Below are 25,632 nucleotides of genomic sequence, written 5' to 3' on the forward strand. Positions count from 1 at the left end.
ACTCTGTCAGCCTGCTGTGTTTATAAGTGAATTTTCGGTGTACCGGAAAATACATGGTTAGCGTTGGGAAGTACCCAAAATTAACCTGTTTTTTTTAAATATTGCTGAGTAAATATGAAAATAAATAATTCTATTGTTTACGGGGTTGCAACTGCTGCATTATTTGCTGGAGCGAGTTGCGCCAGCCTCGCCGCAGAGAAAGAGAGTGTTTCGACTGAAGGCATGTGGCAACCTCACCAGTTGCCTGAGCTGTCCAAAGAGCTTCGCACTCATGGCCTGGAGCTAGACCCAGCCAGCATGACCAAGCTTACCGAATTTCCAATGAACGCGGTGATCAGCCTGGGGGGATGTTCCGCTTCCTTTGTCTCTCCCAAGGGATTGGTGATTACCAACCACCACTGTGCCTACGGTTCAATTTCATACAATTCAACCGAATCCAAGGATTTACTCGCTGAAGGTTTCCTGGCCGGAGATTTGTCTGAAGAGCTGCCTGCTGCACCGGGCTCCCGAGTTTACGTCACCGTTGCAATGAACGAAGTAACGGATAAGGTCAACGAACGCCTGACTGATGAGATGGATGGCGCTGCACGTTTTGTCGCAATCGAAGAAGCGGAGAAGGCGCTGGTTTCTGAGTGTGAAAAAGATCAGGGCCATCGCTGTGAGGTCTACAGCTACTACGGCGGTTTGAATTACTACCTGGTTAAGCAGTTGGAAATCCGCGATGTGCGTTTGGTGCATGCACCCGCAGTTTCAATCGGCAAATTTGGTGGCGATATCGATAACTGGATGTGGCCTCGCCATACCGGTGATTACGCTTTTTACCGCGCCTATGTTGGTAAAGATGGTAAACCGGCTGATTATTCCAAAGATAATGTCCCTTACGAGCCTAAGCACTATTTGCCTGTAGCGGCAAAAGGGCCTAAAGAAGGTGATTTCGTGATGGTTGCCGGTTATCCGGGGCGTACCAACCGTTATCGCACTGCCCAAGAAGTAGAAAGCAACTTCAACTGGTATTACCCAAACATGCAGCGGGTGCTGGGTGAATGGTCGGAAACGATTGGTGGGGCAACTGCCGACAATAAAGATGCAGAGTTAAAGTATGCAAGCCTCGTGGCAGGTTTGAATAATTACTCTAAAAACTATACCGGCATGATGGAGGGTTACCAGCGCAGCGATCTATTGCAGCGTAAAGAAAAGCTGGAAAAAGCTTTGCAAGCTTGGGTGGATTCAGACAAGGCCCGCGAGACAAAATACCAGTCGACGATCGATGATATCGAGGCGCTGGTTGTAGAAAAAGAATCAACCCGTGAACAGGACCTGGCCATCGATTATATGGATCGTTCAGCCATGCTGGGTGCCGCAAGCAAACTGTATCGATTGGCTAAAGAGAACGAAAAACCCGATGCTGATCGCAAGCCGGGCTATCAGGTACGGGATCTAACCCGATTCAAAGAGGGCATGCGTCGTATAGAGCGCAGCTATCATCCATCAGTCGACAAACAGATCTGGCTCTACTTCCTAGACCGCTATCAGGCGCTCCCGAAGGAGCAGCGTATAGCCAGCTTTGATCGTTACTTGAATATCGGAAAAGGCAATACTGACCTAGAGGCAACTCTCGACAAAATGTATAAGGAAACAGAGCTTTCCGATATTGAGGTACGTGAAGCGTGGATTGGTAAAAAGCCTGAAGACTTCAAAGAGAGCAAGGATCCGTTTATCCAGCTGGCAGTGGCCATGTACGATGATATGCTTGCCCGTGAAGAGTATGAGGAGTCCATTAAAGGGCGCTTCGCCCAATTGCGCCCACAATATATGGAGATGCTGATAGATTATTACCACTCCCTAGGTAAGCCGGTCTACCCGGATGCAAATAGCTCTCTTCGCGTGACCTATGGCCTGGTTAATGGCTATGAGCCACCAGCTGGAACAATTAAAGAGGCAGCAGATGGTAATGACGGTAAACAAGGCTTTGTACCTTTTACTACATTGCGTGGTATTAAGGCAAAGTATACCGGCGAGGACCCCTTTGATGCTCCCAAGGCTCTGATGGAAGCGATCGATAAGCAGAGCTATGGCCGTTACTATGAAAAGCAGCTGGATTCAGTGCCGGTTAATTTCCTAAGTACCGTAGATATTACGGGCGGTAACTCAGGATCTCCGACAATGAATGGTCGCGGTGAGTTGGTGGGAGTCGTATTCGATGGAACCTACGATAGTATCAATGCTGATTGGGACTTCACCGATAGTACCCGAGCGATTCATGTCGATATCGCTTATATTCTCTGGGTAATGGAGAATATTGACGGAGCCGGATACTTGGTTCGGGAGATGGGCCAGTAGCCGACCATAGTTGAACTAACGTCCTCAAGTGAGCAATGCTCCCTGAGGACGTTTTTCTTTGTAGGGTTGAATACTATCCACCGCCATATTGTAAGCCGCAGTACCGAACTCGCTCTCTTTTTTTAGTGTTCTTAGTTTCCCTTCTATAGAGAAAGGCGCGTACAGAGCGTCGACTGGAACTCCCTTAGGAAGTGCTGTGGATAACCTAATTCGGAGATGGGGGGGGAAGTGGATACAGGCTCCAAAGTAGGGCACAAAAAGGAAGCTGGAAATTGTTAGTTCATCATTAAATTCAATCGGGACGATAAATCCAGCAATGGGTATCTGTTGATTGTCGAGCTCTGGTTTTATTCTAGTGGAAGTCAAAGCGGCCTGGGAACGGCTTTCATTTTCACTCGTGGTGATAAAAGCCGATGTGTTAGGTATTGAGTCGGCAGCGGAGCCTTCAAAAATATCATCTATGTATTCTGATGGGCTGAGTTACTGCCCTCAGATTAGTGCGGGGTTTATCTGGATGGAGTTGTCATGGGCGAACATACAATCATACTTTTACGTTCAGTATTTGCCGGAACTTTAATTGCAGCTGTAATTCCTGGATGGTTGAGTAGATAATAGAGCATAGTTTAGAGTATTTGTTCCCCCGATTGTTGAGAGAGGTTGTGTTCTATCGGCCAGTAGCATCACTAAGCTAATCGCTAATTATTTAGTGATGCATTGAGGCTAATCTATCCCCTTACTGGTTTTCATATTCCAAAAGCTTTTTCTTATCAATTTTACCTACGGCAGTAACCGGAAGGCGAGATAACACACTAAGTTGCTCTGGTAGCTTAAAGGCAGCCAGTCCTCTTTTTGTCAAGAAATCGCGTAACATGTGTAAAGAAGGTGCTTTATCTGCACATACGATAGCCGCTCCAACTTGTTCCCCGAGTTCTTTATCCGGTAAGGGAATGATAGCTGCTTGCTGAATATGGGGATGGGCGAGCAGGTGCTCTTCAATTTCGTCGCATGCAAATGTTTCCCCGCCCCGATTCACAACATCTTTGAGTCGCCCGGTAACTACAATATTGCCGTTGTCCAGAATGCGTACACGATCTCCACTGCGATAGAAACCATCGGGGGTAAAAGCACGGCGATTATGCTCTTCGGCTCGGTAATAGCCTCTCAATGTGTAGGGTCCACGAGTGAGTAATTCTCCTTCTTCACCGGCTTTCACTTCCTGTCCGTACTCATCAACCACTTTTAGAGTATCGAGGGAACTCATAGGTCTGCCCTGAGTACTGGTGATGGTTTCATCGTTATCTTCGTGATGGGTGTAACAAATCAACCCTTCGGCCATTCCGAATACCTGCTGTAGTGCACCGGGAAAAGCAACTATCGCAGCATTGGCGTCAGTTGGACTCAGCTTTGAGCCACCGACTTGCAGTAAGCGGAGAGAGCTTAAATCAGCATCTTCCCATTCTGTCGCTGCAGTCCAGACTTGAGCCAGTGCTGGGACCAGGGCTGTGGCGGTTACGCCGTAACGCTCTATCAGCTCGAAGCAGTAGTCCGGGCTTGCATCTTTGGTGAATATTACCTGCCCACCCATGGATAGCGTACCCAGAATGCCGGGGCAACCCAGTGGAAAATTATGGGCGGCGGGGAGTACTGCCAGATAGATTTCATCTTTTCCTAAATTACAAGCAGCCGTAGCGCAAGTAATGTTGTAGCGATAGTCATTGTGGGTGCGTGGAATAAGTTTCGGAAGTCCTGTAGTGCCACCGGAAACGAGGAATAGAGCTGGGGCGTTAGGGTCTACGGGAACAGGGGTGAAGCCTTGGCATTCTCTTCTGGGCAGGGAGGGGAATGTGTCATTTTCATCAGAGCTATATATGCCTCGCAAAGTCGGAGATTGCGAAGCAATTTGTTCCATCATGCTGTGACGGCTTCCATCACTTTCCGCTCCTGAAGTGATATAGATACTGGCACCCGAGACCTGTGCAAAATGGCATATTTCATTTTGGCGATGTGCAGGCAAAGCTAAAACAGGAACTATTCCCGCTCGAAATAAACCGAGTAGGGCTGTAATAAAACTGACTTGATTGCTCCACTGGAGTATTGCCCGCTCCCCAGCTTTGTAGCCTTGTTCCACCAGGCCTGCGGCAATGCTATCGGCCTCATTAACCAATTCGGCATAAGTTAATTGATCCGATAGGTCCCGAACTGCACATTGATTGGGAAGGTTTTTCGCATTACGTATGATCAGCTCCCAAATAGGTTGGTTATCCCAAATTCCTTGTTGCTGATAGAAATCCTCTAGTTCCTTTGGGTGAGGCGTGTAACCATTAAGTAAATTATTTTCCATGCTGGTCTCCTGAAATGTTTGGGTGGAGCAGGCGAGTGTTTTTTTGAATCTTCTTCAGATTTCTAAATTAAGAATTAACAGTTAGTATTCACGGCTTCAAATTTCTTATTGAGATAAATCTATGCCCGGCGCTTGGCTACAAATCCCTCGCCCTCAACCTAAAGCGGCTATCCGACTTTTGTGTTTGCCTCATGCTGGTGGTACAGCATCACTTTATCGACCCTGGGTGAAATTATTGCCAGATTCCATAGAATTGGTTCTCGTATGTTTACCGGGTAGGGAGCAACGCTGTAATGAAGCTATGCCCGCAGATATGCAAACTTTAATTGCTTTGTTAAGTAGGGCTATCAAACCTGTCATCGATAAACCCTGGGCAGTATTTGGGCACAGTATGGGAGCTACAGTTGCTCATGAATTGGCTCTCTCCTTGTATCGCGAAAAATTGTGCGGTCCTGAACACATATTTGTCTCTGCGCGCGAAGCTCCACAATTTCAAAAGAGTGGAAACGTACATCAGTTGAGTGATGAATCTCTCTGCCAACAACTCATTGAGCTTGGCGGCACCTCTCCTGAATTATTGGAAATTCCTGAGTTAAGGGCTCTACTACTTCCTGCTATACGCCAGGATTATCGATTGATCGAAACCAGCAAGATATCCTCGGACCAACTTCTAGATTGCCCCATCACCGCGATGCTAGGACGGGATGATCCTGAGTTGAGTACCGTTGAAGCTCGGGGTTGGCAGCAGTGGACCAATGGTGAGTTCCAATTGAAAGAATACGCAGGTAACCATTTTTATCTGTCAGATTGTCCCGATCTGGTGGTTGGCCATATTGTTCAGAAGCTCCGCTTGGCCTAACTGCATGTAAAGTTAAGTTGGCCGTATAAAATCTTTCTGTTTCTTGTAACGCTATCGAAATTAATTGTCGGGAGAATAGGGCTGTTGAGCGGCCCTATATTCTCCATCGTTCAATAGATAGCGGATCTCTGCCTCGATTAATCCGGGATCATTATTTTTGATGATGTTCGAATTATTTCTCTTTAGTAACAAGTAGCACACACTCTCTCCACCCTGACGCCCAAATCCAAAACAAACATCCCGTTGATTTCGCAAATGATATGTTATAACGTTTCATTGTTGATGGGAAGATGAACAGCTTAGGTGATGGAGTTTCTATGCAAGCAACGAAGCTACCAATGGAGTGTGAAAATCTGAATGAGATCCGCCAAGGTATCGATTCCATTGATCGCGAGATCATCAGGCTGTTGCAGCGGCGTATGGGGTATGTTTTGTCAGCAGCCCAGTTCAAGCCGGATGAAACGAGTATTCCTGCTCCAGACCGGGTTGCGGAGATGTTGATTGACCGCCGTCGTTGGGCTGAGAAAGAACAACTTTCCGCAGATTATATAGAGCAGCTTTTTACCGGGATTATTCACTGGTTTATCACTCAGCAAAAGCTGCATTGGCGCGCTGAGCGCGGCTTGCCAGTTGAGGAAGGTGTATGAAGGGCCGCTCTAAATATGCTGGCCTGGAAGCCTGTTTGCAGGAAGCGAAGTCCAGGGTAAGCCGGGGACAGCCAGAGGTTCTGGCATCGTTTTCATCTCCATGTCATAGACGCAACCCAATAGGGTTGTTTGCCTCCGGCTATCAGCATGAAAGGTTCGCGTCTCTGTGGGGTGTGCCCTCTAGAGATGAATATGCTGTGACCTTTGGCTCTGCCTGTGAATTTAGTTGTGCCCCAGGGGAATCTTGGTCTGAAATCCAAGCCAATTGGCAAAAATTACTGTCCTCCGCTGTGGTAAGCGGGGGGCATCGGCCGGTTTTGTGTGGTGGGTTTGCTTTTGATAGCCAAAAAGATTCCTCATCCTTGTGGCAAGACTTTCCCGCAGGGGCGCTTACGTTGCCCGAGTTGGCCCTTTACTGTGAAGGGGATCGCAGTTATCTGGTAATGAATTTTATCGTTACCGATCAAACAGAATGTAATCAGACTGCGGAGCGGCTGAAGGCGCGGTGGCAGCATATTTTGTCTCGTAGCTCTGACCTTTCTGCGAATGACAATTTGTTTTCGGTGGAGTCTGATTTTAGCCCAAATTATGCAGGCCAAATGGCTTGGCAGCAGCGTGTAGTAGGCGTGGTCGAATCAATCAAGCGCAACGAATTTCAAAAAGTAGTTCTCGCTCGTTCTGAATCACTGAGCGCGGATTGCTGCCCGGGAAGTATTCTCGGATATTTACAAGAATCTTACCCCGATGCCTATTTATTTGCATTTTCCCGCGGAAAAAGTTGCTTTCTTGGGGCTTCCCCCGAGCGTTTAGCCGCTGGTAAAGAGGGTCGCATCAGTACAGTTGCTCTGGCCGGTAGCGCACCCCGGGGAAAAGATCCTGCAACTGATTACAAATTGGGATTATCTCTGCTCGATAGTGATAAAGACCGCTTCGAACATGACCTGGTTGTCCAACATCTCCTTTCTATTTTGCGCAAATACTGCCACAGCGTAGCGGAACCAGAACCGCCCCAACTCTGTAAATTAAAGCAAATTCAGCATTTGCTGACGCCTCTAGAGGGATTGGTGAAAGATGGCGTAAATCTGTTGGATATCTTATCGGATTTACACCCAAGTGCTGCGGTGGGAGGCCTGCCGAGGAAAAAAGCACTGAAGTATATCCGTGAAAATGAAGACCTGGATCGCGGTTGGTATGCCGGACCTGTTGGTTGGCTCAATGCCGGGGGGGAAGGGGAGTTTGCTGTTGCGCTGCGTTCTGCACTTATTACTCCGGGCAAGGTAACACTATTTGCCGGTTGTGGCCTGGTTGAGGCTTCCCTTCCTACCCACGAGTATCGTGAAAGTTGTATCAAAATGCGTGTTATCCGAGACGCAATAAGGAGCGTATCTCTTGTCGCCGAAGCCGCAGAATAAATCAGAGCCAACCAGTCCGGCCAGTTTGTTAAAGGATTTAGTTTGTCAGGCTATTGATGCCGATATTAATGGCATTAATCCGCAGGATGACTTAATTGCACTGGGGCTCAACTCAGTACAAATCATGAAGATAGCTGGTAAATTAAGGCAGAAAAAGATCAAAGTAAAATTTGCTGATCTTATTGCAGTGCCTCAATTGGAAGCCTGGCTTTCTCTACCTCAGTTGGCTACTGGAACTGAAGAAAGTACCAGTGAACATTTATCTGTGCCGGGCGCTTTTGATGAAGGTGCTCCCTTTGATTTGGCACCGATGCAACATGCCTATTGGATTGGGCGAGACCCGAATCAATATTTAGGAGGTGTTGCCGCACACTTTTATCATGAGTTTGATGGCCTGGATGTAGTACCTGATCGATTGGAACAGGCTGTGCGCTCCCTATTCGAGCGGCATGGGATGCTGCGTGTTCAAATCCTCGATGATGGTCGACAGCAGATTCCCGTAGAAGTGAGCTGGCCCGGTTTAAAGGTTCATGATTTCAGGCATCAGGCTGCCGCAGAAGCGGAGCAGAGTCTTATCGCTGTTAGGGAGCAACTCTCCCATCGGCAGCTGGATATATCGCAGGGCGAGGTTTTTGATGTACAGCTCTCATTGTTACCTGCGGAATTAAAAGCTGGCGGCACACGCCTGCATATTAATCTGGATATGGTAGCTGCAGATGCCTTTAGTCTGCGCGTGTTACTGAATGACTTGGCCAAGCTCTACCTGGAACCAGAGCAGTCTCTGGTTCCGCTTAATTACAGTTATCCGCGCTACCAGGCTGACCGCAGCGCTCTTCACTCAAAGGAAGAGCGCCGAGCTGAGAAGCAGCAGGCCAAAGAACACTGGCAGGATCGCCTGGCAGATTTGCCCGGCGCCCCTCAGTTGCCAACCGCGATAGGTACTGAGTCTAAAGACACTCGTCGAGTTGTTCGGCGTCACTATAGCTTGTCTGCTGACCAGAAAAACCAGCTGGCGGAACTTGCGAGCCGTCACGGAATTACTTTGTCCATGACCCTGGCAGCGGCGCTTGCCGAAGTGCTTACGGTCTATAGCGAAGAGTCAGACTTCCTGCTGAATCTCCCCCTGTTCGACCGGGAATCCCTGCACCGGGATGTCAACTCCCTGGTAGGAGACTTTACTTCTTCGATCTTGCTTGCCTGGCAGGGCAGCCAGAGTGGGACCTTCGTTGAGCGTGCACAGCGTTTACAACATAACTTCCGTCAGGATGTAGTTCACGGGAGTTATTCCGGCGTAGAGGTGCTGCGTGACCTTAGCAGACAACAGGGGCAAACGGTGTTTGCGCCGGTTGTCTTTACCAGTGCGCTTGGGCTGGGTGAATTATTTGGCGAGTCAGTTCGCAGTGCCTTTGGAGATGTCAATTGGATTATCTCCCAAGGGCCACAAGTGTGGCTGGACGTACAGGTTATGGAGCTCAAAGGCGGCCTGTCTGTAAACTGGGATGCGCGGGAAGCTGCTTTTGCTCCCGGCGTTCTGGATGGCATGTTTGCGGCCTTTACGCAGTTACTGGAATGCCTGATCGGTAGCCCGGAATTCTGGGCCCAGCCGATACCATCGCTGCTGCCAGCGGAGCAAAAGCACCAACGTCAGCAGGTAAATTCCACAGCCAAGCCATACCAGCCTCACCAATTACACGAACATTTTTTTAGCAATGCTAAAAACTGCCCTGAAGCAGTGGCTCTCTATTGGAACGATGAACAAATTCGTTACGGGGAGTTGGCCCACAGTGCTTTGGCGATGGCCGCGTATTTACAGCTTCAAGGTGTTGAGCCCGGTGATTTGGTTGGTATTTTATTACCCAAGGGGCCGGAGCAGATTATTGCAGCCTTGGGCGTATTAGCGGCAGGATCGGCTTATCTGCCGCTGGGTATAGACCAGCCACCGCTGCGAAGAGAGCGCGTACTCAAGCTTGCTGGAGCCAAGCTGGTTATAGATAACTTGTCAGTGCTCTCTGGTGTCGCGCCTTTATCCCGGCCTGTCGTGGGAGAGGCCAAAGATCTTGCCTATACCATTTTCACCTCTGGCTCTACCGGTGAACCCAAGGGCGTAGAAATTAGTCACGGGAGTGCCTGGAACACAATAGCGGACATTAACGCGCGCTTTTCGGTTAATGAAAATGATCGAGTGCTCGCCGTATCAGCATTGGATTTCGACCTTTCCGTTTACGATATTTTTGGGCTCTTGTCCGCCGGCGGAGCATTGGTATTGGTTGAAGAGGAGTCCCGGCGGGATGCTGAGCGCTGGCATCAGCTGGTGTGTCAGCATGGCGTTACTGTTTGGAATACGGTGCCGGCGCTATTGGATATGCTGCTCACCACGGGTGGTGATACTCCAGCTGGCGAGCTGCGCTTGGTATTAAATTCTGGCGACTGGATCAGCCTCGACCTGCCGGAACGGTTAAAACGAGTTAACCCGGAGTGCCGCTTTATCGCTTTGGGCGGCGCCACCGAAGCTTCTATTTGGTCGAACAATTTTGAAGTCAAAGAAGTTGATTCCTCTTGGCGATCTATTCCCTATGGTTACCCTTTGGCCAACCAGCAATTCAGAGTGGTGGATGCCCAGGGGCGTGATTGCCCCAACTGGGTGACAGGGGAGTTGTGGATCGGTGGTGCTGGCGTTGCTTTGGGGTATCGCGGTGCTCCCGGTATCACCGCAGCCCGTTTTGTGACAGACGAAGGCGAGCGCTGGTACCGCACCGGAGACTTGGGCCGCTATTGGCCGAACGGGTGCCTGGAGTTTTTGGGCCGCGTCGATAATCAGGTCAAGGTGCGTGGACACCGCATTGAACTCGGCGAGATTGAAGCGGCACTGACCGCGCACAAAGGGATTGCGCAAGCGGTCGCACTGCTGACTCAGCGAGGTGTGGTTGCGGTTGTCGTTCTGGAATCCAAATTATCACAAGGGAATATCAATCCAGAAAAGTGCTTTGTTGATTTGCAGCAGTTGCAGGAACCCTTGAACGACCTGCGGGAGTTCCTGACCCAACAATTGACCAGCGCCATGCTGCCCAGTGAGCTTTGCTGTCTCGCTGAAATACCGCTTACCGCCAATGGCAAAATCGATCGCGGCGATTTACAGCAGTTTGCCGATGAATCCATAGCGCAACACCAGGCAAAGCAGAACCCACCGCAAGGTAAATTGGAACAGCAGGTGGCTGCCGCCTGGTGCAAATTTCTCGATGTTACCGATATAGCGCGGGACGATAACTTCTTCGCACTTGGGGGTGACTCCCTGTTAGCAACCCGTGTTGTGCGAGACCTGCGCGAGTCTGGCTTTGAAGGTGTCACAATGTCGGAATTATTTAGCCAGCCCAGCTTGGCCGACTTTGCTGCGACATTAGTTCAAGATCCAACTGAGAACCCACAGCGAAATAAAGGCACTACCGAAATTACTGTTACACCCTGGCAATCGGATAAGGCCAATCGGTACGCCGCTTTTGAACCTACTGATGTTCAGCGGGCCTATTGGCTGGGAAGGGACCCAGAATTTGTTTTGGGTGGTATCGGTTGTCACTTTTATCGCGAATATGACGTTGTTGATCTCGATCTGGAGCGCTTGGAATCTGCGCTAAACGCTATGATTGCCCGCCATGAAATGCTGCGGGCTGTATTCGACAGCGAGGGCCGACAGCGCGTCCTTGCCGGTGTGCCGAGATTTTCCATTGATGTTACAGAGGTAGAGAGCGATCCAACTTCTGCTTTTGCGCAACTACGACAGGAATGCGCGGAGCAGGTGTTTGAGCCAAGCCGGTGGCCACTGTTTGATGTCCGTGCGGTGCGCTGTGCCCGTAATACCCGATTGGCTATCGGTTTGGATAATTTGATTCTCGATGCTTTCAGTATACTGCTGTTTTACCGTGAGTTAAATATTCTTTATCAGAGCCCTGAAACTCATCTACCTTCTATCGAACTCTCTTTCCGCGACTATGTGCGCAATGTATTGCCGCAAACTACCGCAGTATTTGATAGTGATCTTCCCGAAGGTCCCCTGGCTGCCGCAAAAACTTTTTGGCAGTACAAATTATCGGAGCTGCCTCCCGCGCCTCAGCTACCCATTGTGCGGGAGCCGGCATCCATTGAGCGCCCGCACTTTGTGCGTCATCAACAGCATATTGATAAAGGGACCTGGCAAAACCTGGTTGCGCGCGCGGCTGAGCAGGGAATCACGCCTTCGAGCCTCCTTTTAACGGCTTTTGCCGAAGTGCTTAGTCGTTGGAGCAGTCGCCCTGACCTGAGCTTGAACCTTACTTTGTTTGATCGCCGTGAAGTTCACCCGGATATCTATCGACTGATGGGGGATTTTACCTCCCTGACCCTGGTGGGTTACCGGCCAGAGGCCGGTGACAGCTGGTTGGTGCGAGCGAAAAAAATACAAGGGGAAGTTGGCGCGGCCCTGGAACATCGCGATATTTCCAGTGTTAGCCTGATGCGGGAATTAGCCCGCCGGCAGAGCGACGCGGAAGCCACAATGCCCGTGGTCTTCACCAGTGCACTGGGTATTCCCGGTGGTACAGCGGCACCGGAAAATGGACCTCTGCGGGAACCCGTCTGGGCCCTGACACAAACGCCACAAGTCTGGTTGGATCACCAGGTGGTCGAAGTCGAGGGTGGCGTTTTTTTAAATTGGGATGTGGTCGAAGCGCTTTTCCCAGAGGGGATGTGTGCGGAAATGTTCCAGGCCTATATCGGCTTGCTCCAATGGGCGGGTGACGCTGAATGGGATTCCACACCGCCTGATTTATTACCCAAGTCTCAACGGGAATTGAGAACCCAGCTTGAAAAGCGTACCGCGATTGATCCAACGGATAACTTGTCGCAGCGATTTTTCCAGCAGGCTAAAGCGAATCCCGACAATATCGCCTTATATTGGGGGGACGAAAATTCCCTGAGTTATGGCGTCCTGGCAGAGCGTGCTTTGCGCATTGCTGCCTGGTTATTGGAAAGCCAGGTTTCATCTGCTGAAGTAGTGGCCGTTAACCTGCCCAAAGGGCCCGACCAGATTGCCGCTGTTTTGGGGGTACTCGCAGCGGGAGCTGCTTATTTACCTGTCGGTATCGATCAACCGCAGGCCAGGCGCGAGTCAATGTTGCGCCGTGCCGAGGTAAAAGTGGTACTCGACAAAAGCGCAATTCAACAGGCCGAACAGTTCGCTTCTATTGGTGAACCGATTGCAACAGAAGCTGAGCAACTGGCTTATATCATTTTCACTTCCGGCTCCACAGGTGAACCCAAGGGCGTCGAAATCAGTCATGGTGCCGCCTGGAATACCATTGCGGATATCAACGAACGTTTCTCTGTTGATGAAAATGATCGTGTACTAGCTATTTCAGCCCTGGATTTTGATCTCTCTGTTTACGATATTTTTGGACTGCTATCGGTCGGTGGTGCGCTGGTATTGATTGATGAGGAGGACCGGCGGGATGCCGAGCGCTGGCATCAATGGGTATGTCACTACGGCATCACCATCTGGAATACGGTACCGGCGCTACTGGATATGTTACTCACTGTCGGTGCCGGTACACCGTCTGGCAATTTGCGTTTGGTATTAAATTCCGGCGATTGGATTGGCCTGGATTTACCCCAGCGCTTAAAACAAGTACAGCCCGATTGCCGTTTTATCGCACTGGGTGGCGCCACTGAAGCTTCTATCTGGTCTAACAGTTTTGAAGTTATAGACGTTGACCCAAGCTGGCACTCGATCCCGTACGGATACCCCCTGGCCAACCAGAAATTCAGGGTGATGGATACCCAGGGGCGCGACTGCCCTGACTGGACAACGGGAGAGCTATGGATCGGTGGTGAGGGTGTCGCCATGGGCTATCGCGGTGCACCCGAGTTGACTGAAGCGCGCTTTGTTACGATCGATGGTGAGCGTTGGTATCGCACCGGGGATCTTGGACGCTACTGGCCCAATGGATGCCTGGAATTTTTGGGGCGTGCCGATAGCCAGGTGAAGGTCCGTGGCCATCGCATAGAGCTGGGTGAAATCGAAACCGTATTTAATCGTCAGATGTTTGTGCAGCGCGCGCTGGTGCTAACCACAGAAGAACAACAGCTGGTCGCTGCCGTTGTGCTCGCACCCGAATGCCCACCAACTTTTAGTACTGATGACTTGCGCGAGTATCTTCGCTGTCACCTGCCTTCCTATATGGTCCCGGATTTCATTGTGACTTTGCCGGAAATGCCCCTGAGTGCAAACGGCAAATTGGATCGGGCTTCAGTATTAAAGCTCGTGCATGCGGTGGAAAAACCGCAACAGGAAAAAGCGGCTGAACTGGTGACGGATAACGAGCGCCTGGTAGCCCAGATTTGGCAAAAGCTTCTTAGCCTACCAGCGATAAACCGCGATCAAAATTTCTTTGAATTGGGTGGCGATAGTTTATTGGCAACCCGGTTTATCGACCGCCTAAAACAGCAACACCGCTTACTGCTTCCCCTCAGACGTTTATTTGCCTCTCCGAGACTGGCAGATGTTGCCGGTGCCCTAAGTGCAATGGAACCGCTAGTGGATGTTGATCCCGATACGGTGGAAGAGGGCGTGATATGAGCTTGTTGGCAATTTTATTTTTCAGCGATTGGACGGAGTTTTAACCCCATGACGGCTATGGAACTGATCGACGAATTACAAGGGCTTGGGGTGGAACTTTGGACCGAGTCTGAACAACTGCGCTTTCGCGCGGCCAAAGGCCTGCTGTCGGAGCAGCACAAGCAGAGGCTGCGGGAACACAAGTTACAAATTATCGAAATACTGAGCACGGCTCAAACAGCCGCTGGCAACGACCAGGACCTGGGAGTGGTGGTTGAGGCCGATAAAGATAATCAGCATGAACCTTTCCCTTTAAGCGATGTGCAGACTGCCTACCTGTTGGGTCGACAAAATGCATTTGGCTACGGTGGCGTTGCTTGTCACGGTTACCTGGAGCTGGAGTACCCGGGATTAAATCCAAAAGGTTTACAGGAAGCCTGGAACCAACTGATTGAACGTCACCCGATGTTGCGGGCGGTTATCGAGCAGGAGGGATACCAGCGGGTTCTCCCCCAAGTGCCGCATTACGAAATGAAAAGCCAGGACCTCACCGGCTTGGACAAGGAGGCCCTGGAGCTTGCCTTGGAATCGGTGAGAAATGAACTGGGCCACCGCAACTACCCCATTGGTGAGTGGCCCATGTTCGAGCTGCGCCATAGCCGCACAGATAAGGGTCATATAGTGCATTTCTCTATGGATGCACTGCTCGCGGACTGGGCCAGTGCGGGCATTTTATTTAATGAGCTCGATCTCCTGCTGTCTAACCCCGGTGCAGTCCTGCCGCCACTGGAAATTGATTTTCGTGATTATCTCCTGGCGGAACGAAGTTTATTGGATAGCCAGGGCTACCAAAATGATCGTCGCTATTGGTTGGATCGCCTGGAGCAATTGTCGCCCGCACCTGAGTTACCAGTTTTGCCGCCCGCTTTAGAAGCGGAATCTGTACGTTTTGATCGCCACCACTACCGCCTGGACACGGCGCACTGGCAGACTCTGAAGCAGCGAGCCGGTACTGCCGGCTTGACCGCGTCGGTTGCGGTGCTGGCTGCCTATGGAGCGGTATTGCAGCGATGGAGCCGCCAGCCATGCTTCAGCCTAAGTCTTACATTATTGAATCGACTGCCCTTACACCCTCAGGTTAACCAGCTGATCGGTGATTTTACTTCGGTCAGTGTGTTGGCGATTGGTGATTCCAATGGAAAAACCTTTCGCGATTGGGCGGCAGGCATTGGCGAACAGTTGTTCAGTGATATTGATCACCGCTTGTTCTCCGGTGTGGAAGTACTGCGGGAAATGTCCCGTGCGCGAGGACCCGAGGCCGCATTGATGCCGGTGGTATTTACCAGTGCTATTGGCCTGGGAGATACCGAAAAACCCGCTAGCGGTAGAAAGTCCGGCAGAGGAATTACCCAGACTCCGCAAGTCACCCTGGATTGCCAGGTGAGAGATGATGCTGAAGGTCTGGAAATTAACTGGGACGTGCGCCAGGGCGTTTTTCCATCGGGCTTGGTAGAGGATATGTTCGCGGCCTTTACCGGCTTATTGAATGAGCTTGCTGCTGGCGGCGACGGGCAATGGCTTGGCAAGTCTCCGGTTTCTTTACCCGAGTGGCAGCAACAGGAAAGGTATCAGGTTAATCAAACCGATGGACCAGTTCCTTCAGAGTTATTGCATCAGGGCGTATTTGCCCAGGCAGCGGCGACACCGGAAGCTACCGCCATTATTGATTGCAATGGCAGTGTGAGTTATGGCGACCTGGCAAAAAAAGCGGCGGGCATCGCCAAAGCCCTGGCCAAAGAAGGTTGCCAGCGGGGTAGCCGCGTTGCTATTGCAATGCCGAAAGGGCGAGAGCAAATAGCGGCGACCCTCGGTGTGCTTTTGGCCGGTGGAATCTATTTGCCACTTGACTCGGCACAACCGGAAATACGCCTCAATAAATTGTTGCTTAGTGCAGAGGCGGAACAGGTCCTGACTCTCAGTGACCTCGCCAGCCAAGTTCAGTGGCCATCAGAAGTGCAGGTGATCAGTGTCGATACCCTGGCTCCTGAAATTGAAATTCCGCTGGCCAGCAACGGTGACCCGGAGCAGCTCGCTTACGTTATCTATACGTCCGGTTCTACCGGCGATCCCAAAGGGGTGATGATTAATCATCGGGCCGCTTTGAATACGGTGCTGGATATTAATCGGCGTTTCGAGGTGGGCTCGAGCGATCGTATCTTGGGTTTGGCTCAACTCAGTTTTGATTTGTCGGTCTACGATATTTTCGGCCCCTTGGCAGTGGGTGCGACTTTGGTATTGACCGATCCGGCCCGTGGCGCAGACCCTTCGCACTGGGCGGAGGTCATGGATGAGCACCGGGTGACATTGTGGAACTCTGTTCCTGCGCAGTTGCAAATGCTGGCCACCTATCTGGATACCGAGCCTCGGCCGTTGTCCGAATGGCGACTGGCAATGCTATCGGGAGATTGGATTCCGGTTACTTTACCGGAACATATCAGGCGCCATGTGCCCGCACTCGACCTGATCGGCATGGGTGGGGCTACAGAAGCAGCAATCTGGTCCAACTACCACCGTATTGAGCGAGTCGATCCCGCCTGGAGCAGTATTCCCTATGGCGTGCCGCTGACGAACCAGGGCTTCCGGGTGCTGGATAGCCAATTGCGCGATGCCCCTGTGTGGGTGGCGGGTGAGCTGATGATTACTGGCCTGGGATTGGCTGATGGTTATCTCGGTGATGCGGCCCTCTCTGAACAGAAATTCTTCTCTCATCCGGTGGACGGCCAGCGCCTTTACCGCACTGGCGATTTGGGCTGTTACTTACCCGGTGGTGAACTCGAGTTCCTGGGCCGTGAAGACGGGCAGGTAAAAATTCGCGGACACCGTATCGAACTGGGAGAGGTGGAGTCTGCATTATTGGCCCACCCCGCAATATCAACAGCAACGGCGGTAATTGAGAAGAAAGAGGGCGGCTCGCGAGCGGATTTAAATCTGTTGGGCTTTGTGGAAAGTCGCCGCATGGATGATGCCGAGCCGGCGGTTATCGATCCCGAGCTGGTAAATTCAGTGCGTCAGTTTGCGCACTACCAGGCCGGTGAGCCGGAAGCTGTCAGTGTCGGCGACTATGTGCAGGCGCTTGAACAAGCGGCCCTGTTGTCGATGCTTCACGGCTTGATGGGCCTGGGGGCATTTACAGATTGCGAGCAGGGATACAGTGCAGAAGAAATTCTTTCACTAGCGGAAGTCCACGAAAAGCATCACTGGCTGGTGCGTCGTTGGTTGGACCTTCTCGTTAATGCGAAGCTGCTCAGCTTATCCACTATCAGCGCCGCTGCTGAGGGAAAATATACGCGTACCCAGGCAGTCGACATATCTGCTGTTGACGAAGCGTGGAAGCGCGTTGAACAGGGAATTGAAAGCGGTTTTTGTGATCGGGAATTCCTGCAATATCACCGGGATCATGTCGAGTTATTACCCCAGTTACTAGCGAATCAACAAAACCCGTTTGAATTGTTGTTCCCCCAGGGCGACCAGCAGGTGGCTTTGTCCCTCTATCGGGACGATCTTATTGCCCGCTATAACAATGCCGCCGTTGCCGCATTAATTAACCGCATTGCCGCCCAGAGCGATAGAGGGTTAACGGTTCTTGAGTTGGGTGCTGGCACAGGGGCTACCAGTGCGTCGGTTATTCCCATGTTGGATGGATATGACGTTGACTATCTATTTACCGACATGACCGCATTTTTCCTGACTGAGGCTCGCCGCCAATTTAAAGAATGGCCTTGGGTGCGCTTCGGAATAATGGATCTCAATACAGACTATCGCGCCCAGGGTTTGGCGCCCAATAGTGCAGATGTCATTTTATGTGCCGGGATGCTCAACAGTACCCGAGATCCAGAGGCGGCTATTGCCAGTGCAGTCGAATTGCTGGCGCCCGGAGGCTGGTTAATCCTGACTGAGCCAACGGTGGATCACGCCCATATCCTGCTCACCCAGGGTTTTATGATGGACCCGGCTGGTGATGATCGCGCTTGTGGGGCGACCAAGTTCCTGTCTATCGAAAAATGGCAATCACTGTTAAAAGCCCATGGTGCTGGCCAAGTGCTCTGCCTGCCGGAAGACGAACATCCTTTGTCGGCTTTTGGTATGAACTTATTGGCCGCGCAGATGAAAACTGATCGGCAATATTTGAGTGCCGGGAAATTGCGGGACTTTTTAGCGAATAGATTGCCCGCGCATATGGTGCCCGCTCATTTACAAGTTCTTGACCAGCTCCCGCTCACCGCCAATGGCAAAGTTGATCGCAAAATGCTTGCCGGTTGGCGACCTGCGACTGGCGATGCACAAGAGGCTGCGCACTCAGAACAGATGGACCCTCTGGAAACGGCTCTGTGCAAGCTCTGGGCTAACGCACTAGGCCTCGATAATGTGGGCCGACAGGACAGCTTTTTCGATCTCGGTGGTGACTCGCTGATTATGGCGCGGGTTGCAGGGCGCCTGTTGGAGGAAGTTCCCGAGGCAAAATCGTTTACTTACGACGCCTTGTTGCGCCACATGCTCAATGGACCAACGGTTGCGGCATTGGCCAGAGCACTGAGAGTTGAGCCGGGTGCCGTTGCCGACGAGCAGGCAGACACGGATAGCGACAATCTGCTGGCAACTACCCGTGAGGGCAGCAACTCCTTGATGGTGCCTTTCAGTCATAAAAGCGAGGGTAAAGGGGTATCCAAAGAAGAGGCGCCGGTGCGGATTATGTTCCATGCGGCCCTGGGTACCCTGGATTATTTCCAGCACCTGGGCAAAGCGCTTGCGGCCCAGGATTTGGGCCAGGTATTCGGGATTGCTGTCGCCGATACTGAAATGTATCTGTCCATTGATGCCAAAGAGTTAATCGAGCGCACCGCCGATGATTACGCCCAGAGAATCATCGACGAGGGCTATCGGCGTTGCCAGCTAATTGGCTACTGCCTGGGCGGTCTGCTGGCGACGGAAGTTTCGCGCAGACTGCTGGAGCGCGGTGTCGATGTGATTGACCTGAGCCTGATCGACAGTATCCCAATGTTTGTGGATACCGATGAAGAGCTGGCTTTCGAAGCGATTTTTGCCCCCAACCTGAATCTCGACCCGGTAAAAGCGGTATTTGGTGAGCATATCGAGAGCGAAGATATTTCCCGCGCAATCGAGACCTTAATGCATAAACACAACGGTCGTGTTCCCGCCGGTGCAATGGCAGAACTCGACGGTGATGCCGGGCTTAAAGCGGTAGCGGAAGCCGTGCGGCAACGCTCTCAACTCACCCAGGAGCAGCGCCTGGCCGGTTATACCGAGATGGCCTCTGCCCAGGCGGGTGTGCCGGTTGAAGCTGCGATGATACCGGGGCTTTTCCGGGTATGCCGACACAGTATGCGCGCTGCCTGTTTTGATCTGCCTCCCTATATTGGCGATATGACCTACTTGCGCTGCCAGGAAGAGCAATCCTTCGGTGTCACCGCCGGCGTAGGCCATATGGCTGCGCCTTATTGGCAGGATGTTTGTCTGGGTGACTTTGAATTAATTGATGTGCCGGGCAATCACTTCAGCGTGATGGAGCCGCCGCAGGTTGCCACTGTCGTTGAGCACTTGGCAAAACCATTACAGCGCGGTAAAGCGGGCAAATAAATGGCTGAGTACATTTCGCCAAAGTCCAACCTGCGGGAACTGATGCGTCCATTTCGTGGCCTCGTGTGGCTGGGGGTGGCGCTCGGTGCCTGTGGTGCGCTCACTTCTTTGATCCCTTTTATCGGTATCGTTGAGCTGGCTCGCCTGTTCCTGGCGCCCGATATCAGTGATATCGACGAGGCGATTATTCCCGTTGTCTTCGCGATAGTTGCCGGGCTGGCGATGGGTTGGATCTGCACCGTGATCGGTTTGTGGTTAACCCATATTGCCGACCAGCGTATGCAGGCGGAATTGCGACGGGCCCTGGTGCGAAAATTGGGACAGGTGCCCCTGGGTTGGTACAGCGAACACACCTCCGGCGCGGTGCGCAAAGCGGTGCAAGACGACCTCGATGATCTTCACCATATGGTTGCGCACCACCAGGTGGAGTTGGCTGCAGCGTTTGTACTGCCACTGGCGGGCCTGGGTTATTTAACCTGGCTCGACTGGCGCTTGGCCCTGTTGGCAGTACTTACCCTGCCAGTTTATCTGCTGTCCTACGCCTGGATGATGCGCGGTTTTGGGGAAAAAATGCAGCAGCTGGATAAGGACTTTGCTCGGGTCAGTGCTGCGATTGTCGAATTTGTTCACGGTATTGCGGTGGTCAAGGTTTTCTCACAAACCGGCCGCGCCCACAGAAATTACCAACAGGCCGTCGAGGATTTCAGTCGCCGTTACACGGGCTGGGTGACACCGCTTGTCCGTTTGGAGGCTGTGACCTCTTTGGCCTTATCTGTGCCAGTCATTATGTTGGTGAGTTTGTCTGGGGGCGCCTGGCTGGTGGTGAATACAGGCATTCAGCCGATTGATGTTCTCGCAACAACGCTGATCGCCGTGATGATTCCCCAGACCATCCTGACCTTGAGCCAGGGACTGACCGCTCAGCAAAAAGCCAAAGCGGCCGCAGGCAGGATCGATCAATTATTGGAGGTTGCGCCCCTGGCTGTTACCTCTGAACCCAAAGAGCCCAAAGATGCAGGGCTGCTCTTTAAGCAGGTCAGCTTTGCCTATACCCAGGATCGGCCGGTATTAAGCGATATTACTTTGCGCTGTCGCCCCGGTTCGATCACAGCTTTGGTTGGGAGTTCCGGTGCCGGGAAATCCACCCTGGCCAAGCTGGTGCCCCGTTTTTATGACGTGACCCAAGGTGCTGTGCTCCTGGGGGACGTCGATATCCGTGATATTGCTCCAGACAATTTATATCGACATGTGGGTTTTGTACTTCAGGAGACCCAGCTGTTGGCAGGTACCGTAGCAGATAACCTGCGTCTTGGACGACCGGATGCCAGTGACCAGGAGCTGATTGAAGCTGCGCGCAGTGCATGCATTCATGAGCGAATTTTGCAGTTCACCCAGGGATACCAGGCGGTATTTGGCAAGGATGCCTTTTTTTCTGGTGGTGAAGCTCAGCGTTTAAGTATTGCACGCACGCTTTTAGCAGATGCCCCTGTGCTGATTCTGGATGAAGCCACGGCTCATGCTGATCCCGAATCTGAAGCCCTAGTTCAGCAGGCATTATCGCGTTTGGTGAGGAATCGTACGGTACTGGTGATAGCCCATAAGCTGCACACCATCACCGGTGTCGACCAGATTGCGGTCCTGGACGGCGGCCGCTTGGTTGAATGTGGCACTCACCAACAATTGTTGGCTGAGGGCAAGCACTACGCTGAACAGTGGCGCCTGTATAACGATGCAGAAGCAAATGTAGAGGCTTTGGATAGTGATATTCAGGCAGCTAGCGGGGTGCCTTCATGATTCGCAGTTTGCTTGTCATTCTCGGACCCGCGTATCGCCGTGAAGTTTGCATTTATGCAATATGGCTTCTCGCCTATGGCGTTTTGCAGGGAATCGCGGTGACACTTCTGGTGCCTCTGCTCAGTGCACTGTTGGCCTCTGAGATGCAGGCGGTTGGCTTTTGGTTGATCGCTCTGTTCTCGGTTGTTGTGATCGCCTGCGTTGCCCGTTACCAGCAAACCATTAAAGGGGCGACACTAGCCATTCTGGTATTGAAAACCCTGCACAATCGCCTGGGTGAACACCTCTCTCAACTCCCTCTGGGTTGGTTCAATTCCGAAAAAGTGGGTCGTGTATCCCGCAGTGCAACTGGGGGCACCTTGATGGTGACCAATATCTTTGCACATCTGCTACCCCCTGTTGTCAGCGGCGTTGTCACTCCTCTGATAGTGGGGGTGGCGATGTTGTGGTTTGACTGGCGCTTGGGGCTGACCGCTTTGTTGTTTGTGCCCCTGATTTATATCGGCCATCGCTGGTCCGCCCAGTGGATAGGTGCCATGGAAACGGAAGTGGATGCTGCCGGTGCTCGCGCCAGTAGCCGAGTAGTGGAGTTTGCCCGCAATCAAGCGGTACTCAGGTCATTTGGCAAAAATGTCAGCGGTTACCCCCCACTGGAAGAGGCGATTGCCGGACAAAGCAGAGCCGCTGGGTCCATGTTACGGCAGACCTTCCCCCGTTTGTTTGCCGGGGGATTTATGGTGCAACTCGCCTTTGCCGCAGTTATTGCCGTGGGCATTTGGCTCACGCTCCATCAACAACTTCCCCCTATCGAATTGGTGGCTTTGCTAGCTTTGGCGGCCCGATTTACCGGTCCTCTGGCGGAACTCGCCGGGCGCAGTGGTCTGCTGCGCATGGCCGGTAATGATTTAAGCAGACTGGCCGCTATTCTTTTTGAGCAGCCGCTACCTCAGCCACCAATATCTCAGCCTTTTACCGCCCAGGGCGGACTGGTTGAGTTTTCACAGGTGAATTTCAGTTATGAGCCGGGACAACCGGTATTGAAGGATCTTTCCTTTAGGGTTTCTCCGGGTACCACCACAGCGATAGTCGGAGCATCAGGCTCAGGTAAAACCACCATCACCCGTTTGTTGCTGCGTTTTTTTGATACCGATCAGGGCCAGGTAAAAGTGGGTGGGGTGGATGTACGACAACTGCGTACAGAAGATCTGATGCAGCAGATTTCTATTGTTATGCAGGATGTGTATCTGTTCAGCGACACCCTGGAAGCGAATATTCGACTGAGTTGCCCTGAAGCCAATCAGAAAGAACTGGAGCGTGTGGCGAAACTGGCTGGCGTGGATGAGATTATCGCGCGCTTGCCACAGGGGTGGCAGACACAGGTAGGAGAGGGGGGGGCTGCACTTTCTGGCGGCGAACGCCAGCGGGTCTCTATCGCCCGCGCCCTATTAAAAGCTGCACCAATCGTTGTGCTGGATGAAGCGACAGCGGCGCTGGACCCACGCAATGAAAAATACCTGAACAGCTCCCTGAGGCAGTTACAACAGGGTTCCACTCTTATTGTAATCGCCCATCAATTGTCCACCGTGATGAATGCGGACCAAATCGTCGTGCTTGATGCAGGCGCTGCGGCTGAGACTGGAAATCACCGTGAACTGTTATCCCAGCAGGGCCTTTACGCACATTTTTGGCGCCAGCGCAGCCGCGCAACTGGCTGGAGACTGGTTGAGACCGATACGGAGGTGAGTCTATGACAATTGCGATTTTAGGTGGTTACGGTGATGTGGGTACAGCCGTTACCAGTTATTTACAGTCCCTTGAATTAGGGCCTTTGCGTATTGGTGGCCGCAACGCACATAAACAGCCGTTATCCAATAATTCAGTAATTTCTTTTCACACAGTGAACTACCTGGATGTCGCCTCACTGGATCAATTTGTATCCGGCTGTAAGGTTCTGATCAATTGTGCAGGACCTTCATATTTGATCGGCGACAGGGCTGCTAAGGCTGCGGCACAAGTGGGAGCTGTCTATATCGATGTTGCTGGTGATGAGGCTCTCTATGAACAACTTGATTCATCCTATTACCAGAACCGTGGATTAATCGCAGTTCTATCAGCTGGTTTACAGCCGGGGCTTAGTAGCTTGCTACCGCGCTGGCTGGCGGAGCAGGAATTTTCAGAGGTAGAGAGTCTGACCAGTTATTTCGGTTTGCGTGATCGATTTACGGATGTCGCTGCCGATGATTATTTGCATGGCGCTTACGAACAGCACAGTAAGCCATTGGCGGCCTGGCGTAATGGTCGCCGGCTAAATAGTGTTTTGAAGCGCCGCTCCGATGTGGAGCTGCCGTTTTTCCCTGACACTGCCACTTTACTCTCTTATTTAAATTGTGAAAGCGAGCGCTTGGCTCGGGACTTATCCCTCTCTGAAGGCGATTGGTATAACGCGATTACCGGTTCTTATATTTTATCGGCATTTAATAGCGCCCATGGTTTGGGTCGCGATGAAGCTCGAGCAGCATTGTGTCGGGCCAGTGCGCTGGATCTGGCGGGGCGCCATCCTTATGTGGTCATGCTTTTGCAGCTTACCGGTAATTACTACGGGCAAGAGCGCACTCGCACGGCCGCGTTGCGGGGCACCGGCAATGCAGATTTAACAGCCGCGGTGGCTGCAGTTACCACTTTGGCTGTACTTCGCAATGAAATCCCTGCGGGTTGTCATTACTGCGCCGAAGTGTTGTCCCCGGCATCAGCGATGGAGCGTATGTCGGAGATTGGTGCATTAACATTTTTAACCACCCTAGAAACGGGAATTGAAGATATGGTGTGCCTTGAGGAGGGAGCCATTTGAAAAACCTGACACTTCCACCTTCCAATACTGCCCATGAGGCTGGGCTGGCAGCTCTACCCGCTGAGATGACGGTAGACAGTGGTTTGGCGCAACTACCTGCTGCAATGCAAAGGCTGGAATTCATCAGCCTACGGGCGATTATGGAATTGCTTTCTTCCAGCGGCGCGTTGACCGCCGAAAATGTCGGGCGCAGCAGTGACGAAATTATTAATACACTGGGTGCCGCTTCCCGACACCACTGGCTGGTTCGCCGCTGGCTGGTGGCCTTGGTTGAACGGGAGTTTTTGAAGCTCAGTAATGGCTACTACTCCTGGGAGCAAATTCCCGAGAGTGCAGCGGGGGCAGATAAATTACCGGAGGCCTACGATGCGTTGGGATTTCCCCCGGAAATGGCTCAGTCCCACCAAAAGCTTTTGGAACATTTGGCTGAGCTGGTTCGTGATGAAGCCTCAATTAATCAACTGCTGTTCGAGAATGGAGAAATACTAACGGCATTGGCCGCCTACCAGAACAACTGGTTTACGACATATCTCAATTATGCAGCCGCGAACATTGTAAAACAGGCTGTTAATCCTGGCCCTATGTTAAGAGTGCTCGAATTAGGCGGCGGCGCGGGTCTAACCACTGCTGCAATTTTAGATACTCTGGCTGGCAGGCCGATTAATTATCGCTTTACGGATATATCGCCTCTATTCACCACTGCGGCCCAGAAGAAATTCCGCAATCACATCGGTTTGCGTTGCAGCCTACTCGATATCAATGCGGATTTTACCGCGCAGTCAATCCCAGCAGCCAGCACCGATATTGTTGTGGCTGGCAATGTTTTGCACAACGCCGCTCATATTGGCCAGACCTTACAGCGTATTCGTCGTGCTCTGGTCACCGGTGGTTGGTTGCTGTTTAGCGAGTCCACTCGGGAAAACCACGCCATGTTAACGGCAATGCAGTTTCTTCTTTCCCCCGCAGAATCGGTGCCCCTGCTGGGGAGCGAAGACCGGAGAGGGGGAACCGACCAGGTGTTTATCGACAGCACAGCATGGCAGGAAGAACTGGTTGTGGCCGGCTTTGAGGTTAAGTGCTTCTTACCTGCATCGACATCGCCATTATCGGTCGCGGGTCAAACTCTATTTTTTGCAAAAGCTGTTTAAGGGGC

General features: G+C 51.9%; 12 protein-coding genes. 10 read left to right on the top strand and 2 right to left on the bottom strand.

The window, feature by feature from the left end:
* The first annotated feature begins 114 nt into the window (after window positions 1-114).
* The gene (locus ACJJIT_RS08955; RefSeq protein WP_444900715.1) at window positions 115-2,340 is read left to right on the top strand and encodes a S46 family peptidase; all 2,226 of its coding nucleotides are present in this window, start codon (window positions 115-117) and stop codon (window positions 2,338-2,340) included.
* Window positions 2,341-2,364: 24 nt separating this feature from the next.
* Here the strand turns inward: ACJJIT_RS08955 and ACJJIT_RS08960 are convergent, their stop codons facing one another.
* Window positions 2,365-2,802, bottom strand: a complete 438-nt coding sequence (locus ACJJIT_RS08960) for a DUF3299 domain-containing protein (protein WP_444900909.1) — start codon at window positions 2,800-2,802, stop codon at window positions 2,365-2,367.
* Between the two features lie 271 nt (window positions 2,803-3,073).
* Window positions 3,074-4,681 carry a (2,3-dihydroxybenzoyl)adenylate synthase gene (locus ACJJIT_RS08965; protein WP_444900716.1) on the bottom strand — a complete coding sequence of 536 codons (1,608 nt, stop codon included), beginning with the start codon at window positions 4,679-4,681 and terminating at the stop codon, window positions 3,074-3,076.
* A gap of 121 nt (window positions 4,682-4,802) precedes the next feature.
* Here ACJJIT_RS08965 and ACJJIT_RS08970 point away from each other — a divergent pair, with 121 nt between their 5' ends.
* The 9 genes from ACJJIT_RS08970 to ACJJIT_RS09010 all read left to right on the top strand — a co-directional run bounded on the left by ACJJIT_RS08970 (window position 4,803) and on the right by ACJJIT_RS09010 (window position 25,627).
* Window positions 4,803-5,540: a thioesterase II family protein gene (locus tag ACJJIT_RS08970; protein ID WP_444900717.1), complete on the top strand. Its 738-nt coding sequence runs from the start codon at window positions 4,803-4,805 to the stop codon at window positions 5,538-5,540.
* A gap of 317 nt (window positions 5,541-5,857) precedes the next feature.
* Entirely contained in the window at window positions 5,858-6,187 is a 330-nt protein-coding gene (locus ACJJIT_RS08975) for an isochorismate lyase (RefSeq protein ID WP_444900718.1), read from the top strand.
* Complete coding sequence (locus tag ACJJIT_RS08980; RefSeq protein ID WP_444900719.1) at window positions 6,184-7,599, top strand: isochorismate synthase; 1,416 nt, start codon at window positions 6,184-6,186, stop codon at window positions 7,597-7,599. Before ACJJIT_RS08975 ends, ACJJIT_RS08980 begins: the two co-directional genes overlap by 4 nt.
* Window positions 7,577-14,203 carry an amino acid adenylation domain-containing protein gene (locus tag ACJJIT_RS08985; protein ID WP_444900720.1) on the top strand — a complete coding sequence of 2,209 codons (6,627 nt, stop codon included), beginning with the start codon at window positions 7,577-7,579 and terminating at the stop codon, window positions 14,201-14,203. The genes ACJJIT_RS08980 and ACJJIT_RS08985 overlap by 23 nt, the downstream gene beginning before the upstream one ends.
* Window positions 14,204-14,251: 48 nt before the next feature.
* Window positions 14,252-19,837, top strand: coding sequence for an amino acid adenylation domain-containing protein (locus ACJJIT_RS08990; RefSeq protein WP_444900721.1), 5,586 nt, complete (start codon window positions 14,252-14,254; stop codon window positions 19,835-19,837).
* Complete coding sequence (locus tag ACJJIT_RS08995) at window positions 19,838-21,631, top strand: ABC transporter ATP-binding protein (RefSeq protein WP_444900722.1); 1,794 nt, start codon at window positions 19,838-19,840, stop codon at window positions 21,629-21,631. It abuts the gene before it with no gap.
* The gene (locus ACJJIT_RS09000) at window positions 21,628-23,382 is read left to right on the top strand and encodes an ABC transporter ATP-binding protein (protein ID WP_444900723.1); all 1,755 of its coding nucleotides are present in this window, start codon (window positions 21,628-21,630) and stop codon (window positions 23,380-23,382) included. Before ACJJIT_RS08995 ends, ACJJIT_RS09000 begins: the two co-directional genes overlap by 4 nt.
* Entirely contained in the window at window positions 23,379-24,479 is a 1,101-nt protein-coding gene (locus ACJJIT_RS09005; protein WP_444900724.1) for a saccharopine dehydrogenase NADP-binding domain-containing protein, read from the top strand. Before ACJJIT_RS09000 ends, ACJJIT_RS09005 begins: the two co-directional genes overlap by 4 nt.
* Window positions 24,476-25,627 (top strand): class I SAM-dependent methyltransferase, encoded by a 1,152-nt coding sequence (locus ACJJIT_RS09010; RefSeq protein WP_444900725.1) that lies wholly within the window; start codon window positions 24,476-24,478, stop codon window positions 25,625-25,627. Before ACJJIT_RS09005 ends, ACJJIT_RS09010 begins: the two co-directional genes overlap by 4 nt.
* Window positions 25,628-25,632 lie beyond the last annotated feature (5 nt).

This window comes from Microbulbifer mixtoriginis (SeqCode) (assembly GCF_052467515.1).

Bases quoted from the DNA above. Each gene is read 5' to 3' on its own strand.
- ACJJIT_RS08955 (WP_444900715.1), top strand. From the start codon at position 115: ATGAAAATAAATAATTCTATTGTTTACGGGGTTGCAACTGCTGCATTA.
- ACJJIT_RS08965 (WP_444900716.1), bottom strand. From the start codon at position 4,681: ATGGAAAATAATTTACTTAATGGTTACACGCCTCACCCAAAGGAACTA.
- ACJJIT_RS08970 (WP_444900717.1), top strand. From the start codon at position 4,803: ATGCCCGGCGCTTGGCTACAAATCCCTCGCCCTCAACCTAAAGCGGCT.
- ACJJIT_RS08975 (WP_444900718.1), top strand. From the start codon at position 5,858: ATGCAAGCAACGAAGCTACCAATGGAGTGTGAAAATCTGAATGAGATC.
- ACJJIT_RS08980 (WP_444900719.1), top strand. From the start codon at position 6,184: ATGAAGGGCCGCTCTAAATATGCTGGCCTGGAAGCCTGTTTGCAGGAA.
- ACJJIT_RS08990 (WP_444900721.1), top strand. From the start codon at position 14,252: ATGACGGCTATGGAACTGATCGACGAATTACAAGGGCTTGGGGTGGAA.
- ACJJIT_RS08995 (WP_444900722.1), top strand. From the start codon at position 19,838: ATGGCTGAGTACATTTCGCCAAAGTCCAACCTGCGGGAACTGATGCGT.
- ACJJIT_RS09000 (WP_444900723.1), top strand. From the start codon at position 21,628: ATGATTCGCAGTTTGCTTGTCATTCTCGGACCCGCGTATCGCCGTGAA.
- ACJJIT_RS09005 (WP_444900724.1), top strand. From the start codon at position 23,379: ATGACAATTGCGATTTTAGGTGGTTACGGTGATGTGGGTACAGCCGTT.